Below are 16,414 nucleotides of genomic sequence, written 5' to 3' on the forward strand. Positions count from 1 at the left end.
GAATTATTGAACCCACCCCGCTGCGCGGGTCGGTAATCAGAAGCACCTCGCAGGTAGAGGAGGAAACGGAAATAACCCGCCCCACCAGTCCTTCAGGTGTAAGAACAGTCATGTTTTCCTCAACACCGTCACTGGTTCCCCTGTTCAAGGTTATGTTGCCGAACCAGTTGCCCGGATCTCTGCCGACGACAGACGCGGCGATTAAATCATATGTTTCAGCCATCACCTGCTTATAATTAAGCAAACTGGTCAGGCGCTCGTTTTCCAGCTTATACTCGTTCAACTGGATTATCTGGCTTTCCAGGCTGGCAACTTTCTCTTCCAGAGCCTGATTGCGTTCTCCCGCCCTGTACATGGAAACAGGGAAAGATATCAGATGGCTGGTCTGTTTGCCCAACCAGTTAAATCCTGTCTGTACAGGCGCTATAGCATCCCTGAACATGGCTTCCAGGAGGGTCAGCCGGGTCCGCTCGGGTACCGTGACGCGTATGGCTACCAAGGCGGCCGCCACCAGGACCGCAAGCAAAAACAGCCTCCTGGCAGTTACCCAACGCACCCATAATTCACTCCCTGCTCTAATAATTCCAATAACGAAAATCAGGAACCAAAGCCGCCGTCAGGCCAGCTTTTTGGGTTGAATCAACACTTTGCGCAACACATCAATATTCTCAAGCACCCGTCCGGCGCCGTAAGCGACGGCCAGCAACGGCTCGTCCGCCATATGCACCGGCATCCCGGTCTCTTCAATAACCAGCCGGTCAAGACCCCGCAGCAGCGATCCGCCCCCGGCCATTACAATGCCCCGGTCCATGATGTCCGCAGCCAGTTCCGGCGGGGTTTGTTCAAGTGTCGCCTTGATTGCCTCAATAATGCTGGTTACAGGTTCGGAAAGGGCTTTGTAGATCTCTTCGGAAGTTATATTGACAGTCTTAGGCAATCCTGTGACGAGATCACGCCCCCGCACTTCTTCCGTCTCTGATGACGTAAGCGGATAAGCCGTACCGATTTGAATCTTGATTAACTCAGCCGTGCGCTCCCCGATTAATAAGTTATAGGTGCGTTTAACGTGGTTGATAATGGCCTCGTCCATTTCATCGCTGGCAATCCGGATCGAGCGGCTGGTAACAATGCCGCCGAGAGATATAACCGCCACTTCAGTAGTACCTCCGCCAATATCGACAATCATATTGCCGGTCGGCTCGTGCACAGGCAATCCCGACCCGATAGCCGCCGCCATCGGCTCTTCAATCAAATAAGCCTCTCTGGCTCCCGCTTGAAGCGCCGCTTCGCGCACCGCTCTCTCTTCCACCGCGGTAACCCCGGATGGAACGCCCACGACCACCCGTGGACGGACTAAAAAAGTACGGTTCCGGAGCGACTTATTAATAAAGTATTTAATCATGCTTTGAGTAACGTCGAAATCCGCGATAACTCCATCCTTCATCGGACGAATCGCCACAATGTTCCCCGGAGTACGGCCGATCATTCTCTTAGCGTCTTCCCCAACCGCAAGCACCTGGCCGGTGTCCTTTTGGATCGCCACCACCGAAGGCTCACGGATAACTATACCCTTTCCTTTAACGTATACGAGGGAGTTGGCCGTACCCAAATCCATACCCATATCTTTGGAAAACAGACCGACGCGCATTTCCCGGCCCCTTTCTATGTATAATACAAAAACAAAAAAATTAAATAAGTCCTTCTGCTTTAAAGCTGGTAAACTTGTTATCACCGATTATAATATGGTCCAGCACCTCGATCCCGATAATCCTTCCGGCCTCACTGAGCCTTCTGGTCACATCCAGGTCCTCTTTGCTGGGGGTATCGTCGCCGCTGGGGTGATTGTGCACCAGAATCAATGACGCAGCGCTTTTTTTAATCGCATTGCGAAAAAGCTCCCTGGGATGCACACTGGAAGTGTTTAGTGTGCCAATCGACACTTCGTCGTCCGCAATAACCTGGTTTCTCGTGTTCAGCAACAACGCCCTGAAATGTTCCCGGTCCAGGTGGCGCATTTCCTCCATCACCAGCCCGGCCGCGTCCCCCGGCGACTTAATCACCGGCCGGGGCTGACCGGTAAAACGGGACAGTCTTTTAGCCAGTTCCAACGCCGCCTTCACCTGGCTGGCTTTGGCCAGTCCAACGCCTTTAATCTCGCTTAGTTCTTCAACCGTGGCATCTACAAGCAAGCGGAGACTTTTAAAGCGCGCCAAAATCAGGGAAGCCAACTCCAGGACAGTTTTTTCATGAGAACCGGTTCCCAGAAGAATAGCTAAAAGCTCTATTTCCGACAGCGTTCCGGCTCCTTCTTGCAACAGTCTTTCCCGGGGCCTCATATCTGCCGGAAGTTCCTTAATAGTTAGACGATCGCCTGGTAAAACCAAAGGTCCATCTCCTAACAGAAAACCTCTTTTACAGCACGCTGCAACCAAAATTCTTCAGCATCAGGGAAAGTTTGGCCAGAGGAAGTCCGACGATGTTCGTATATGAACCTTCGATGCGTTCGACAAAAACCGCCCCAATCCCCTGGGCACCGTAAGAGCCGGCTTTATCCAACGGCTCACCGGTGGCGACGTACCTCCGGATTTCTTCCTCGTCCAGCGGCCGGAACATTACCCGGGATTGCTCATGGCCCACCTCAGCTTTACCGCTGCCGGCGTCTACCAGCGCAACCCCGGTAAGTACTTCGTGAACATTGCCCTGCAAGCGTTTCAGCATCTCTACGGCATCTTCCGCACAAGACGGCTTGCCCAGCAATTGCCCACGCCATACCACCACGGTATCGGCCCCGACAACAATCCCTTCCGCCAAACTATCCGCTACAAACATGGCCTTCCTGGCAGCAAGGCGCTCAACTACTTCAAAAGGCTGCAGCCCGGGTGGAGTGTGTTCTTCCAAATCACATACGATAACCCGGAAATTCAAACCAATTTGTTTCAATAAAGCCGCCCGGCGCGGGGAGGACGAAGCGAGAATTATTTCCTTTATTTTTCACACCCGCCTGTAAATAAAATAACCTAGGATAAGTCCCAAAGCTGTGAGCGGATTCAGAGCGAAAGTAAAGCCAAAGGTCAGGCTAAAAAACTGCAAGTCCAGCGTAAACTGTTTTAACCCTATGGTTGTAGTAGTTCCCAGCCAGGGCAACACCGGAGCCAGCGCGTTCCCGATAGCGCTCCCGGTCAGTCCGCCAACCAGCAGGAGCAGGACTAAAACCCAAACATTGCCGTAGTTCTTAAAACTCTTTGCCATAATATCTCCCCCGCTTACAAGAAACCAAACAAAAGAGACAAGCACATGCGCTATTTAACAGTTTATCATTTTAAGTATTTGATGACAAGGTTTGACGAAAATATTAAAAAAATGTTATTTAGCGTAAATATTTCTTTAAAATATTAAGCCTGCTCGTTTAAGACAGGCTTGGCGCTTGCCGGGACAGGCTAAAATTGCATACTTTACGGTTCTTTTACCAGCGCTATCATTTCTATCTCCACCGCGCTGTCCAGGGGCAATTCACTGACACCAACCGCCGCTCGCGCGTGTTGTCCCTTTTCACCAAATACTTCTATCAAAAAATCCGACGCGCCGTTGATAACCTGTGGTTGGCCGGTAAATCCGCTGATGCTGTTGACAAACCCCGTAACCTTGACTATTCTTTCAATATTATCCAAAGTACCAAGCACGCTTTTTATCGCGGCCAGACAATTGATTACGCACAGACGAGCCGCCCGGCAGCCTTCTTCCATCGACAAATCCCTGTCGATTTTACCGGAAAACATCAGCTTGCCATCAACAAGGGGAAGTTGCCCCGACGTGTAAACACAGCTGCCCGCGCGCACCGCCGGAATATACGCGGCAACCGGCTTGGGCACGGCGGGGATGTTTACCCCCATATCACTTAGTTTTTCTTCATAAGACAATATCACAGCCTCCCTACTTTTTACTGTAAAAGCAATTCCCGCGCCTCCGCCACCATGTAAAGCGATCCGGTAACGCATACCAGTTCATCGGGTCCGGCTATTGAAAGCGCTTTATTTAAAGCTGCTTCAATTTCTTCCGCCAGGTATACTTCCGGGGCATGGCGCCGTGCTTCCACAGCCAACTCCCGCCAATTTCCGGCTCGCGGGCTGTCCGGTTTGGTCACGATGACCGCTCTGGCCGCCGGAGCAAGTTCCGACACCACTTTGGCCCGCTCCTTGTCCGCCAGCATGCCGATTACCAAAATAACTTTTCTGCCCGGAAAATAATCATCTAACGCCTGGCGCAGGCTTCGGGCGCATTCATAGTTATGCGCCCCGTCAATGAGCACAAACGGCTCCCTGCGTAAAATTTCCAGTCTGGCCGGCCAACGTGTGGCCGCGAGTCCCTCCCGCACATTCCCGATATCTATTGGCAAGCCCCGGTCAATCAGCAGTTCCGCCGCCGCTATCGCTGAAACAGCGTTAATTTGCTGGTGTCTGCCGATCAGGGGCAGCCATAAATTATCATAGGCATACCGGCGACTTTGAACCGAAAACCGCTGTCCGTCAAGGGATGAGGACTGATGCTTCCAGGTAATGTCGCGTCCCACCAGCGTCAGCGGGGAACCTCTTTCACGGCACGTTTTCGTGATCACCGCCAGCGCCTTTCCCGCCGCCGCCGTAACTGTCGGGACACCGGGCTTAATAATGCCGGACTTAACTTCGGCAATTTCCCTTACTGATTTTCCCAAGTAATCGGTGTGGTCAATGCTTACGTTGGTAATAACTGCAAGCACCGGCGCAATTACGTTGGTGGAATCGACTGCTCCTCCCATGCCCACTTCCAGCACCAGAAAGTCAACATTTTCCTGATAGAAGTATTGAAAGGCGAGGGCAGTGGATACTTCGAATTCAGTCGGATGCTCAAAACCTTCCGACACCATCGCTTCCAGATGCGGCTGCAGGTCCGCTATCAAACCGGCTATCCTGCTTCCGCCTATTTCTTCGCCGTTGATCCGGAACCGTTCACAATAGGAGTGCAGGTGGGGCGAAGTGAATGTTCCCACCTTGTATCCAGCCGACTGCAATATATTTGCCAGCATGGCGGTGGTGGAACCTTTACCGTTTGTGCCGCCGATATGCGCTACTTTTAAGAATTGGTGCGGGTTGCCCAACCGGCTCAACAATTCTTCAATGCGGCTTAAACCAAAATTAACGCCAAATTTAGTCAAGTTGGCGAGGTAGTCCAACGCTTCTTTGAAGTCCAGAACAAATTCGCCTCCGGTAACCTGTTGGCAGTCATGCTCTCATGCAAGCTCCATAGGCCACTAATCCAGACAGGGGGGACGGTTCCAGTCTCACCGTCCCCTTGTCTCACCCTGTTCCAAAATATTAATACACTTTAGCATGTCCAAAGCTGACGTAAAAATTATTCATTTCCCCCCACCAGCATGGACAACCTTTCCCTGATGGCAGTCTGTTTGCCGGTTAATTCATTTTCTTTTTTCTTCTCTTTTTCAATCACGTCGGCCGGCGCCTTACTTAAAAAGCCCTGGTTGTTCAACTTGCCGTTCACCCTAGCCAGGTCTTTTTCCAACACCGCAAGTTCTTTACGCAGACGGGCAGCTTCTTGCTCAATGTCGATCAATCCCTTTAGCGGAACAAATACTTCCGCACCATGGGTTACAGCATGGGCAGCCTGCTCCGGTTTCTCCTTCAGTGCCTCAAAGATAGCTATTTTCGCATTCGCCAGGCCTTGAATATACCCTGTTCCCCGTTCCAGAACGTCTCTGAAAGCGGCCTGGGGAGCCTCCAGGTAGGCTTCGACCTGTTTTCCCGGCGGGACGTTCATTTCACTGCGGATATGCCTGATGGCCTTTGTTACCTCCATCAACATTTCCATTTGGCGCTCCGCCTCCGGATCAGCCAGTTCTTTTCCGGCAACCGGCCAGGACGCGCGCATTACCGTCAGTCCCTTGCCGGGCAAATGCTGCCATATCTCTTCCGTAATAAACGGCATAAACGGGTGGAGCAGTTCCAGTGTGCCCTTCAGCACGGCTGTCAACACGCTCTGCGCCGTATAGCGGTCCTGCGGAGTGGTTTTTCCGTAAAGTCTAGGTTTGGCCAACTCGATATACCAGTCGCAAAACTCATTCCAGATAAACTCGTAGAGAACCCTGGCAGCCTCTCCCAGTTCATACGACTCAAGCAACCGGGTGACTTCTTCCGCCAGGTTCTGGTAACGGCTAATGATCCACCGGTCGGCCAACGTGTATTGGCCGCGCTGCTCGCCCGGCTCAAAATCCTCCAGGTTCATCAAAACAAACCGTGAGGCGTTCCAAAGTTTATTGGCAAAATTACGCGCCCCGTCCAGCTTCTCAAAGTTAAAGCGCAGGTCGTTGCCTGGAGTGTTGCTGGTTACCAGCATAAAGCGCAGACTGTCCGCGCCGTGCGACTCAATGACGTCAATCGGGTCCACCCCGTTGCCCAAGGATTTGCTCATCTTTCGCCCCAGGGCGTCCAGCACCATTCCGTGAATGGAAACAACCCTGAACGGAACGTCGTTCATAAAGGCCAAACCGGAAAAGATCATCCTGGCAACCCAGAAAAAAATAATATCGCGCCCGGTCACAAGGACAGAGGTAGGATAGTAATACGCAAGTTCAATCGTCTGCTTCGGCCACCCCAAGGTCGAGAAAGGCCACAGGGCGGAGGAAAACCAGGTGTCCAGCACATCGGGATCTTGTTCTAAATCTGTGCCGCCGCATTTAGGGCACTGTGACACCGGCTTTTTGGACGCGATCGTTTCATCACAATCCTTGCAATACCATACCGGTATGCGGTGACCCCACCAGAGCTGGCGGGAGATGCACCAATCGCGGATATTTTCCATCCAGCTCAGGTAAACTTTGGTAAACCGCTCGGGAATGAAGCGGACATCTCCCGCTTTTGCCGCCTCAATAGCCTGCTCAGCCAACGGTTTCATTTTGACGAACCACTGGCGGGAAAGCATCGGCTCAATAACCGTGTTGCAGCGGTAGCAGTGGCCCACACCGTGGGACAAGTCTTCGGTTTTCAGAAGGTAACCGCCCGCTTCCAGGTCGCGTACGATTTTTTTACGGCAATCATAGCGGTCCAGCCCCTGGTAACGCGGGCCCGCTTCCGCGCTCATCTTGCCCTCTTTGTCAATTACTATGATCTGCTCCAGGCCGTGCCGGTACCCCACCTCAAAGTCGTTGGGATCGTGGGCCGGGGTAATCTTAACCGCCCCTGTGCCGAAGGAAGGGTCTACATACTCGTCGGCGATGAGCGGCATCTCCCGCCCGACCAGGGGCAGAACAAGCATTTTTCCAATCAAGCCGGCATAGCGTTCGTCATCCGGGTGCACCGCCACGGCCGTGTCGCCGAGCACAGTTTCAGGCCGGGTGGTCGCGACAACAACGTGACCGTCCCCGTCTTTAAAAGGATATTTCAGATACCAAAAATGCCCGGGTTTTTCTATATGCTCCACTTCAATATCGGATATGGTGGTGTGGCATTTGGGACACCAATTGGTAATATAATAATCACGGTAAATCAAACCGCGCTCAAAGAGCCTGATAAAGACTTCCCGCACAGCTTCCGAGCAGCCTTCATCCATGGTAAAGCGTTCCCGCTGCCAGTCGCAGGAGGCGCCCAGCCTTCTTAATTGGGCGGTGATCCGGCTGCCGTACTGCTCTTTCCATGCCCATGCCCGTTTCAGGAACGCTTCCCGCCCAATCTCGTACCGGGAAGTCCCTTCCTTCGCCAACTGCTCTTCAACCTTGGCCTGAGTGGCAATACCCGCGTGGTCCGTACCCGGCACCCAAAGCGAGTTGTAACCCTGCATCCGCCGCCACCTGGTCAGGATGTCCTGCAAAGTGTAATCCAGAGCGTGCCCCATGTGCAACTGCCCGGTAACATTGGGCGGGGGCATTACAATACAAAACGGCTTCTGCTCCGGGTTAACCCCGATGTGAAAAAACCCGCCATTTTCCCAGTAGGGATACCACCGGTCTTCCACTGCACGTGGATCGTAGGTGGAAGGAATATCTGCTTTAGCCAAAGCGCTCCTCTCCTTACATCTCCATTATAAAAAACCAAAACCCTCCACCTGTTAGCAGAGGAGAAATCATTCGCACCTCTTGGCATATTTTCTCCAGGAAAGGCAAAAATCCTTCAAAAAAAATATAATTGCTTTTCAGGCATGAAAGCGCTCATTAAAAAATAAAATTTTATGATTGCTATTCAAGTAGTCAGAATTCAGCAGTCAGAGTATTTCGAGACGATAAAACATTTTTTCAGACTGCTGATTACTGACCACTAACTCCTTAGTAGCGACAATAAGATAACTAACATGGGGGTTGAACAGCTTGCGTCCGACACTTATTGCCAAGATTGCCATGATAACCCTCTTGGCCACATTGGCAATTTTTGCCTTGCATGACAGAATTAAACCTGCCGCAGAGCAGGAGGTCCATACCGTCAGGGTATTAGAATCGGTAAGGTCGCCGTACTTCCTGCCCCAATACCTGGCTTTAAATCTGGGCTTTTTTAAGGAACAGCACCTGGATGTGAAAATTACCACAGCCAATCCTGAGTTCATCCGTGCCGCCCTGGCCGACCGGAGAACAGACGTGGCGCTTTGCGGCATGCAAAAAATAATCTTCAACCCGGACGATCCTGAGAGGGAGAAAAATGGTCCGATAGTCTTTGCCACCATGGCCTGCCGGGACGGGTCCCTTCTATTAAGCAAGAAAAACGATTCCGCCTTCCAATGGCAAAAGCTGCAAAACAAAACAATTATCGGCAGCCCTCATAACGACAGTTCAGAAATCGCGCTTGAAAATGCTCTCAGGCAGGCCGGCATCCTTCCCTACCGACAGGTGACCATCTATTACAATATTCCTGAGAAATTGCGCGTCGGCGCTTTTCGCGCCGGAACGGGCAATTACCTTCAGTTACTGGAACCGGAAGCTTCCATGGCAGAAATGGAAGGTTATGGTCAGGTGGTTGCCTCGGTAGGAGCAGCGTGTGACGATATGACAATTACAGCTTTCGCCGCCTTGCCTGGATATATAGAATCTAACCCGGAGATAATCCAAAAGTTCACCAATGCTATATACAAGGCCCAGCTCTGGCTAAAACAACACAGCGCCGAAGAAGCAGCCATGGCGGTTTACCCGTCATTTTCCAATCTTGAGATGCAGGTATTGATAAAATCCATCGAACGGTACGGCACATTAAAGATATGGACAGATAATCCGGTAGTCGAGCGCGAACCTTATGAAAGATTCAACACCGCGGCAAAAAATGCCGGGGAAATTGCCGCACCAGTACCTTACGATACTACCGTTGTCACGAGTTTCGCCCGTCAGGCGGTTGAGACAGTAACGTACGCCCCGGAAACGGAAACAGAAAAGAAAAAAAGAAAATCATTTATGATATTCTTCCAGTAATATTCACCCATTGTTCAATTATACTCAGCAGTTCTTCCCTACCCTGACCGGTTTCTGCGGAAAAAGCCGTCAACATGTCTTCCCCGTCTAGCGGCAATTCCTTCCTGATGGTTTGCATGGAACGGAGCAGCTTCGAACGCGATAGCTTATCCGCTTTTGTCGTGACAACCGCCACCGGGATACCGCAGTTCTTTAACCAGCCGAACACTTGAATATCCAGGTCTGTTGGCGGGTGGCGGCTATCGATAAGCAGTAAAATGCCTTTTAAATTTTTCCTCCCCGTCAGGTAGGTTTCAATCATTCTACCCCAGTTTTCCCTTTCACCGGCAGCCACTCTGGCATAACCGTAGCCCGGCAGGTCCACTAAATGAAACTGCCCGTTGATTAGAAAAAAGTTAATCAGGCGGGTACGTCCCGGGGTATTGCTGGTGCGGGCAAGCCCCCGCCTGTTGACGACTTTATTCAACAGGGAAGACTTCCCTACATTAGAACGCCCGGCCAGGGCTACCTCCATAAGTTCCCCGGCCGGGTACTGCGCGGCTTTAACCGCGCTGGTAACGAATTCCGCGCTGGTTATTTTCATGACGGTGCAGGGGCGCTTCCCTCGCTTATTACAGCAGGGTGATAAACTTCCGGCGACACCACCGGGGGGACAGCGTCAAGACCTTCGGGCCTGTATTCTTTTTCCGCGAGGGCCGTTTCCAATACTTCATCCATATGATCCACCAGAATAAAGTTGATCTTATCTTTCACCTTTTTAGGAATATCGTCCAAGTCTTTCTTATTATCTTTAGGCAAAAGCAGAGTTTTTATACCGGCACGGTGCGCAGCCAGCACCTTTTCCTTGATTCCGCCCACCGGCAGCACCCGGCCGCGCAAGGTAATTTCACCCGTCATCGCCACGTCATGCCGCACCTTGCGCCCGGTAATAGCCGATGCCAGGGCGGTAGCCATGGTAATGCCCGCCGAGGGGCCGTCTTTGGGAATAGCCCCCTCGGGAACATGGATATGAATATCCTCCTTATTGTAAAACTCCTCGTTTATACCCAGTTCGTCAGTCCGGCTCCGGATGTAGCTATAACCGGCCTGCGCCGATTCTTTCATCACTTCGCCCAGCTTACCGGTTAAAGTCAGCTTGCCGCTTCCTTTATAAATAGTGATTTCAATCGCCAGCGTATCGCCGCCCACTTCCGTCCAGGCCAGGCCTGTAGCCACCCCTACCTGGTCGTCCTGCTCCGCCACGCCGTAGCGGAAACGGGAAGTGCCTAGAAATTGGCTCAAGTTTTGCGTGGTCACCTGAACCTTTTTGGTCTTATCGGTAACAATCTGCCTGGCGGTCTTGCGGCAAATCGCCGCTATTTGTCTTTCCAGATTCCGCACGCCTGATTCTCTGGTATATTCCCGGATAATCTTGCGAATGGTGTTTTCAGAAATCTTCAACATGCCTTTACTCAACCCGTGTTCTTTTACCTGCTTGGGGAAGAGATGACGCACGCCGATCTGCACTTTCTCTTCTTCCGTGTAGCCGGATAGATAGATTACCTCCATCCGGTCCAGCAGCGGCCTGGGAATGTTTTGCTGCACGTTCGCCGTGGTGATGAACATAACGTTGGACAGGTCAAACGGGGCTTCAATGTAATGATCGCTGAAAGTGTTGTTCTGTTCCATATCCAACACTTCGAGAAGCGCCGCAGACGGGTCGCCGCGAAAGTCCATACTCATTTTATCAATCTCATCCAGCAGGAATACCGGGTTTTTGGAGCCGGCCTGACGCATACCCTGGATGATCCGCCCCGGCATGGCGCCGACGTAAGTACGGCGGTGCCCCCGGATTTCAGCTTCATCGCGCACTCCGCCCAGGGACATGCGGACAAACTTCCGCTCCAAGGCGCGGGCTATTGAACGGCCGAGAGAAGTTTTACCCACACCGGGCGGCCCCACAAAGCAGATAATCGGGCCTTTCATTTTCTTGGCCAGCTTGCGGATTGCCAGGTATTCCAAAATACGTTCCTTCACCGTTTTTAATCCGTAATGGTCTTCTTCCAAGATGGTTTCGGCTCCTTTGATATCAAGCCGGTCTCTGGTAGCTTTGTTCCAGGGCAAGGATAAAAGCCAGTCCAAATAGTTGCGTACTACCGCTGCTTCCGCCGCCATCGGCGGCATTTTCTCAAGTCTTTCAACTTCCTTGATGGCCTTTTCTTCCACTTCTTTCGGCAGTTTGGCCCGGGCGATTTTCTCTCTCAGGTCTTCACCCTCGGCCACCCGTTCATCTTTCTCGCCGAGTTCCCGCTGAATCGCTTTCATTTGTTCACGCAAGTAATATTCCTTCTGAGTCTTTTCCATCTGTTTGCGGACACGAATATTGATTTTACGTTCCAGTTCAACAATTTCCAGCTCTTTTGCCACAATAGCGCATAGTTTTTCAAGACGCTGGGAGATGTTTACAGACTCAAGAATGCTTTGCTTATCTTCAATACGCAGGGTCAGGTGCGAAGCGACAATATCCGCCAGACGCCCGGGTTCGTCAAGATTAACGACGGAAACAACCGCTTCGGGCGGTATCCGCTTGGATAGTTTAACGTATTGTTCAAACTGGTAAACCAAACTGCGCATCAGCGCTTCTATTTCACTGTTTTTTTGAACATTTTCGGAGTATTGCTCAATCTCCACCTGAAAATATGGCTCGTTAGTTATAAAATTTCTGACCTTTGCCCTGGCAAGTCCTTCCACTAAAACCCGGATAGTGCCACCCGGCAGTTTTAATAGTTGTTTAACTTCAGCAACTGTGCCAATAGCAAAAATATCATCCTGTCCCGGATCGTCAGTCTGCGCCTCTTTCTGGGTGGCAAGAAAAATAACCCGGTCCTGGATCATCGCTTCCTCTATGGCAACTACTGATTTTTCACGGCCGACATCCAGGTGAATGACCATGTAGGGAAAGACCAGAATACCCCTTAAAGGCAACAAGGGCAAAGTCTTTATTTCAGAATGCATAGCTGCGCCTCCTTTTGAGAAGATGTTGCTTACGTTGTCATAATATTAGGACGTACATTCATATGCGTTTATTTTAACATGAAATTTTGAAAACCCCTATAGTAATAATTACTAGAAAACCAATAAACCCGGCTTAAGCCGGGTTATTAATACAGATCTGGACATTGTATTTATATTTTGCTTCTTCTTGCTAATCAAAGCAAGTTGACTCAGCAGGCCATGCCATCTCCGTTGAATCCAGCCATTTTACAAGGTATGTCCCACCATTAAACCATTAGCGCTCAATACATCCGGCGCGGCCGGAGCCTGCCGCTCTATTTTTTTGCCCAACACCGGCATGGTGATCAGCGCCGCACGCATTACCTCTTCCAGACGATTGACAGGGATCACCTCAATCCCCGTAAAATCACGGAACAGTTCCTGGTAGTTTTCAGCCGGTATCAGCACCTTTCTGGCTCCGGCCCGGCGGGCGGCTTCCACCTTGGCCACTATGCCGCCCACAGGCTTAACCAAGCCGCGAATGGATACCTCACCGGTCATGGCCACTGTGTTGTCAACCGGCAGGCCAAGGATTGCCGAATAAACAGCCGTGGCTATGGTAACACCTGCCGAAGGCCCATCGGTAGGCGCCGCCCCAGGCAAGTTCACATGGATATCGTAATCCCGGGGGTCGCATTCCATCGCCCGGCGCAGCACAGTGAGAACATTTTCCACCGAACTCCTGGCCATACTTTTGCGGCGAACGGTCTTGCCGCCTCCCCCCATCTCTTCTTCTTCCACGAGTCCGGTAACAGTTAACTTGCCTTGCTCCCTGGCAGCGGGCAGAGCATTGGCTTCCACTTCAAGGAGAACCCCCATGCCCGGGCCATACACGGCGAGTCCGTTAACCAGTCCGACTTGAGGGTGATCAGGTATCTTTTTGTCAGGACGCGGCGCGTACTGCCCGCTTTGGACAACCCACTCGATATCGGCAGTACGGATCTCCTCCCGTTCTTCGGTTATAACCAAACCGGCGGCAATTTGAATAATATTTACAGCCTCGCGTCCGTTTGTGGCATACTTTTTCAGCACTTCAAGCGCTCCCGCGCTGAGAGGCATCTTTATTTTCCCGGCCGCGTTGGCAGCTATCATTTCAATTTCGTCAGGCAGAAGCTGGCGAAAATAAACTTCCAAACAGCGGGAGCGAATAGCCGGCGCGATATGTTCCGGACCCCGCGTAGTCGCGCCCACCATCCGGAAATCCGCCGGCAGTCCGTTTTGAAAGATATCATGTATATGCGAGGGTATATTGGGGTCCTCCGCGCTGTAATACGCGCTCTCCAGGTGGACTTTGCGGTCTTCCATCACTTTCAACAGCTTGTTTATCTGGCTGGGGTGCAGCTCACCAATTTCATCAATAAACAACACTCCGCCATGCGCCTTCGTTACCGCGCCGGCCTTTGGCTGGGGAATGCCCGCGATACCCATCGCGCCCGCCCCCTGGTAGATCGGGTCGTGGACCGACCCGATCAACGGGTCGGCAATGCCGCGCTCGTCAAAACGGGCCGTGGTAGCGTCGATTTCGATAAATTTAGCATCCTCCTTAAACGGAGAGCAGGCGTTCTTCTTCGCTTCTTCCAGCACCAGTCTGGCCGCGGCGGTCTTGCCCACACCAGGCGGCCCATAGATGATCAAGTGCTGGGGGTTAGGTCCGCAAAGGGCCGCGCGCAAAGACTTCAGCCCCTCCGGTTGCCCGATAATTTCTTGGAAACTGGCCGGGCGGGTTTTTTCACTAAGAGGCTCAGTCAGGGAAATGGAACGCAGTTCCTTGAGCTTTTCCATTTCTCTCTTTGATTCTCTCTCCAGCACGTTCTTGCTGCTGTGCTGATTCTTTAACAAATTCCAAAAATACAAGCCGATAATCACCGCGAAAAAGACCTGAATAAAAGTCAATATGCTGCCAAAACCGGAAGAATAATCTCCCATAAGACACTTCCTCCCATCAAACAGGAATATTAACATTAGTATTGCTAAGTTTTTGAAATTTTAACCAAAATTTTTAAATTCAAGCATCCTGAGTCTTACAACAGAACAAAATCCAAACAGGCGACGGCCGGCAATGAAGAAAAAACTCCTGCGGTATTATTTCCGTCAGGAGCTTTCTTTCGCGCATAACAACTCCGGCGCGACTTAAGCCGTTTTTTTCTTGTTGCGAGCCGGCGCTGTGAACAGCACGTTTTCTTTTATCAATAATAATATCAATTTGAAAATGTAACAGGTACACAGTATTGCTTTGATAAAGTCGAGGCAAGACTGGCCGAATTGATTAAGTCATCTACAGTTGCGGAAAGATGTATTTCCATCCGTGCATTTTTTCTGCGGCCGCCTGCCACTCCGGCGGCGATGTTTACCGGCATGCCATTTTTCTTTGTGATATTGACTATTTTTTTTATTATTTCATTGGCCCATAAACCGGCATCATCTTTTTTTTCCGTGGTCACTACTATAAACTCATCCCCGGCATAACGTCCTGGGAAATAGAGTCCGCCGGACGTATTTTCGGTAAGAATTTGCCCGACTATTTTCAAACAACGATCTCCGTAAACATGTCCATGTTTTTTGTTAATAAGTCCAAAACCGTTCAGGTCAAAAAATATGACTGTGAGTTCATTCCCAGCCTTCAGGATGTTCTCAGCCAGATATCTTATATATGAACCTGTCATAAGCCCGGTTAGCGGATCTGTATGCCTGCCAATTTTAACAAGAATATCAGTTCTAGTAATAATTCCGACTAATTTGCAGCCCTCTAAAACCGGTAGCCTTTCCAGTTTTTTTTCCTCAAGAATACTTTTAGCATCCCATAGAGTAGTATATTTGTTAACATGTACTACATTTTTGCTCATGGCGTCGGCAACAATACGATTATGATGGACGCAACGCACGTCCCGGGAGGTTATAATGCCGCACAGCTGTTTTCTTTCATCTAAAACCGGAAGACCGCCTATTTTATTTTTTTCCATAATTAAAGCCGCTTTACTAACGCTATCCAGAACATCGGCTGTAATGACAGGAGAAGACATAACATCAAATACTTTGAGCATCACAGGTCAACCTCAACATTAATATTCAAAACTATATTTACTTGAGCTTTCAAAACTGCTGTTTCGGATGCAATCTTACACCCTTCATCCAGAATAATATTTAATAGCTTATCCCGGGTAATCAATAGGGAAAGTGAATTTCGAATTACCACTGCTTCAAAGGGCCCCTCATTTACCTTTATAATTTCATATTGTTCCGGACTCAGCACATCTATCATCCGTTGAACGGCTTCGGGACCAACGGGCGCCTTTTTGCCGATGAGCAGTACGTCCTGTATCGGGGGAATCTCAAATTCAGACAGTATAATTGAAATTTGTGCCTTTCTCCCGGTATCATTCGAATTACCTGATTTCAAGTTAAACAACCCCATCCCAATCTTTTAGCAATACCTTATCTGAAGCATGGATGACCTTTTCAACCAAGTGGGGATCGAACTGAGTGCCGCTAAACTTATCTAATTCATTAATAATTTGCTCCATACTATTAATTTGAGAATAAGGCCTGCCTGAAGTCATGGCATCAAAAGCATCTGCCAGGGCCAGTATCCTTGCTCCCATGGGAATATCTCTTCCATGAAAGCCGTTGTAACCGCTGCCATCCCATCTCTCATGGTGCAGATTCACCAACTGGAGAAAAGGTTTGGTCCAAGGATAGGATGATAATATTTCAACTCCGTATTCCGTATGTTTCTTAATAATAGTAAACTCTTTACTTGTTAACTTTCCTGGTTTATTTAATATTTTTAAATCAATTTTAGTTTTACCGATGTCATGAAGCAAACCCGCATATTTGATTAACGAAACTTGCTTTTCTGATAATCCTAGAAAATTCCCGATTCTAGTGGCAATGATTCCCACATTGACTGAATGTTGATAAGTTTCTAAACTGTAATCATAGATCATTTTG

The 16,414-nt window shown here is 50.2% G+C and carries 15 protein-coding genes; 1 reads left to right on the plus strand and 14 read right to left on the minus strand.

What is annotated here, in order from left to right; genetic code table 11:
* From mreC to A4E54_RS02495, 8 genes are all read right to left on the minus strand, one after another.
* A partial coding sequence (gene mreC, locus A4E54_RS02460; RefSeq protein ID WP_286724153.1) for a rod shape-determining protein MreC occupies nucleotides 1–556 on the minus strand: 556 nt, incomplete at its 3' end.
* 60 nt (nucleotides 557–616) lie between these two features.
* Nucleotides 617–1,648 carry a rod shape-determining protein gene (locus A4E54_RS02465; protein ID WP_240082236.1) on the minus strand — a complete coding sequence of 344 codons (1,032 nt, stop codon included), beginning with the start codon at nucleotides 1,646–1,648 and terminating at the stop codon, nucleotides 617–619.
* Between the two features lie 40 nt (nucleotides 1,649–1,688).
* Nucleotides 1,689–2,384 carry a RadC family protein gene (radC, locus tag A4E54_RS02470; protein ID WP_312038054.1) on the minus strand — a complete coding sequence of 232 codons (696 nt, stop codon included), beginning with the start codon at nucleotides 2,382–2,384 and terminating at the stop codon, nucleotides 1,689–1,691.
* Nucleotides 2,385–2,412: 28 nt separating this feature from the next.
* Entirely contained in the window at nucleotides 2,413–2,988 is a 576-nt protein-coding gene (locus A4E54_RS02475) for a Maf family protein (RefSeq protein WP_286724162.1), read from the minus strand.
* Nucleotides 2,989–2,991: 3 nt separating this feature from the next.
* Nucleotides 2,992–3,249 carry a DUF4321 domain-containing protein gene (locus tag A4E54_RS02480; protein ID WP_240082234.1) on the minus strand — a complete coding sequence of 86 codons (258 nt, stop codon included), beginning with the start codon at nucleotides 3,247–3,249 and terminating at the stop codon, nucleotides 2,992–2,994.
* Between the two features lie 203 nt (nucleotides 3,250–3,452).
* Nucleotides 3,453–3,923, minus strand: coding sequence for a RidA family protein (locus A4E54_RS02485; RefSeq protein ID WP_312038057.1), 471 nt, complete (start codon nucleotides 3,921–3,923; stop codon nucleotides 3,453–3,455).
* Nucleotides 3,924–3,937: 14 nt separating this feature from the next.
* Complete coding sequence (locus A4E54_RS02490; protein ID WP_240082232.1) at nucleotides 3,938–5,206, minus strand: bifunctional folylpolyglutamate synthase/dihydrofolate synthase; 1,269 nt, start codon at nucleotides 5,204–5,206, stop codon at nucleotides 3,938–3,940.
* A gap of 179 nt (nucleotides 5,207–5,385) precedes the next feature.
* Nucleotides 5,386–8,040 (minus strand): valine--tRNA ligase, encoded by a 2,655-nt coding sequence (locus tag A4E54_RS02495; protein WP_286724155.1) that lies wholly within the window; start codon nucleotides 8,038–8,040, stop codon nucleotides 5,386–5,388.
* 307 nt (nucleotides 8,041–8,347) lie between these two features.
* Here A4E54_RS02495 and A4E54_RS02500 point away from each other — a divergent pair, with 307 nt between their 5' ends.
* Nucleotides 8,348–9,433 carry an ABC transporter substrate-binding protein gene (locus A4E54_RS02500; protein WP_240082230.1) on the plus strand — a complete coding sequence of 362 codons (1,086 nt, stop codon included), beginning with the start codon at nucleotides 8,348–8,350 and terminating at the stop codon, nucleotides 9,431–9,433.
* Here A4E54_RS02500 and yihA read toward each other — a convergent pair.
* The 6 genes from yihA to A4E54_RS02530 form a co-directional block, all read right to left on the minus strand.
* Nucleotides 9,414–10,016: a ribosome biogenesis GTP-binding protein YihA/YsxC gene (gene yihA, locus A4E54_RS02505; protein ID WP_240082229.1), complete on the minus strand. Its 603-nt coding sequence runs from the start codon at nucleotides 10,014–10,016 to the stop codon at nucleotides 9,414–9,416. The two genes, A4E54_RS02500 and yihA, sit on opposite strands and share 20 nt — an antisense overlap.
* Nucleotides 10,013–12,427: an endopeptidase La gene (gene lon, locus A4E54_RS02510; RefSeq protein ID WP_240082228.1), complete on the minus strand. Its 2,415-nt coding sequence runs from the start codon at nucleotides 12,425–12,427 to the stop codon at nucleotides 10,013–10,015. The genes yihA and lon overlap by 4 nt, the downstream gene beginning before the upstream one ends.
* Nucleotides 12,428–12,673: 246 nt before the next feature.
* Nucleotides 12,674–14,392: an ATP-dependent protease LonB gene (gene lonB, locus A4E54_RS02515; RefSeq protein WP_240082227.1), complete on the minus strand. Its 1,719-nt coding sequence runs from the start codon at nucleotides 14,390–14,392 to the stop codon at nucleotides 12,674–12,676.
* 272 nt (nucleotides 14,393–14,664) lie between these two features.
* Complete coding sequence (locus tag A4E54_RS02520; protein WP_286724164.1) at nucleotides 14,665–15,507, minus strand: CBS domain-containing protein; 843 nt, start codon at nucleotides 15,505–15,507, stop codon at nucleotides 14,665–14,667.
* Nucleotides 15,507–15,863, minus strand: a complete 357-nt coding sequence (locus tag A4E54_RS02525) for a hypothetical protein (protein WP_312038053.1) — start codon at nucleotides 15,861–15,863, stop codon at nucleotides 15,507–15,509. The genes A4E54_RS02520 and A4E54_RS02525 overlap by 1 nt, the downstream gene beginning before the upstream one ends.
* Nucleotide 15,864: 1 nt before the next feature.
* Nucleotides 15,865–16,414, minus strand: a 550-nt coding sequence (locus A4E54_RS02530) for an HD-GYP domain-containing protein (protein WP_286724159.1), incomplete at its 5' end; no start/stop codon positions are given.

The sequence above is a fragment of the Pelotomaculum sp. PtaB.Bin117 genome (assembly GCF_002067195.1).
Classification (GTDB): domain Bacteria; phylum Bacillota; class Desulfotomaculia; order Desulfotomaculales; family Pelotomaculaceae; genus Pelotomaculum_D; species Pelotomaculum_D terephthalicicum.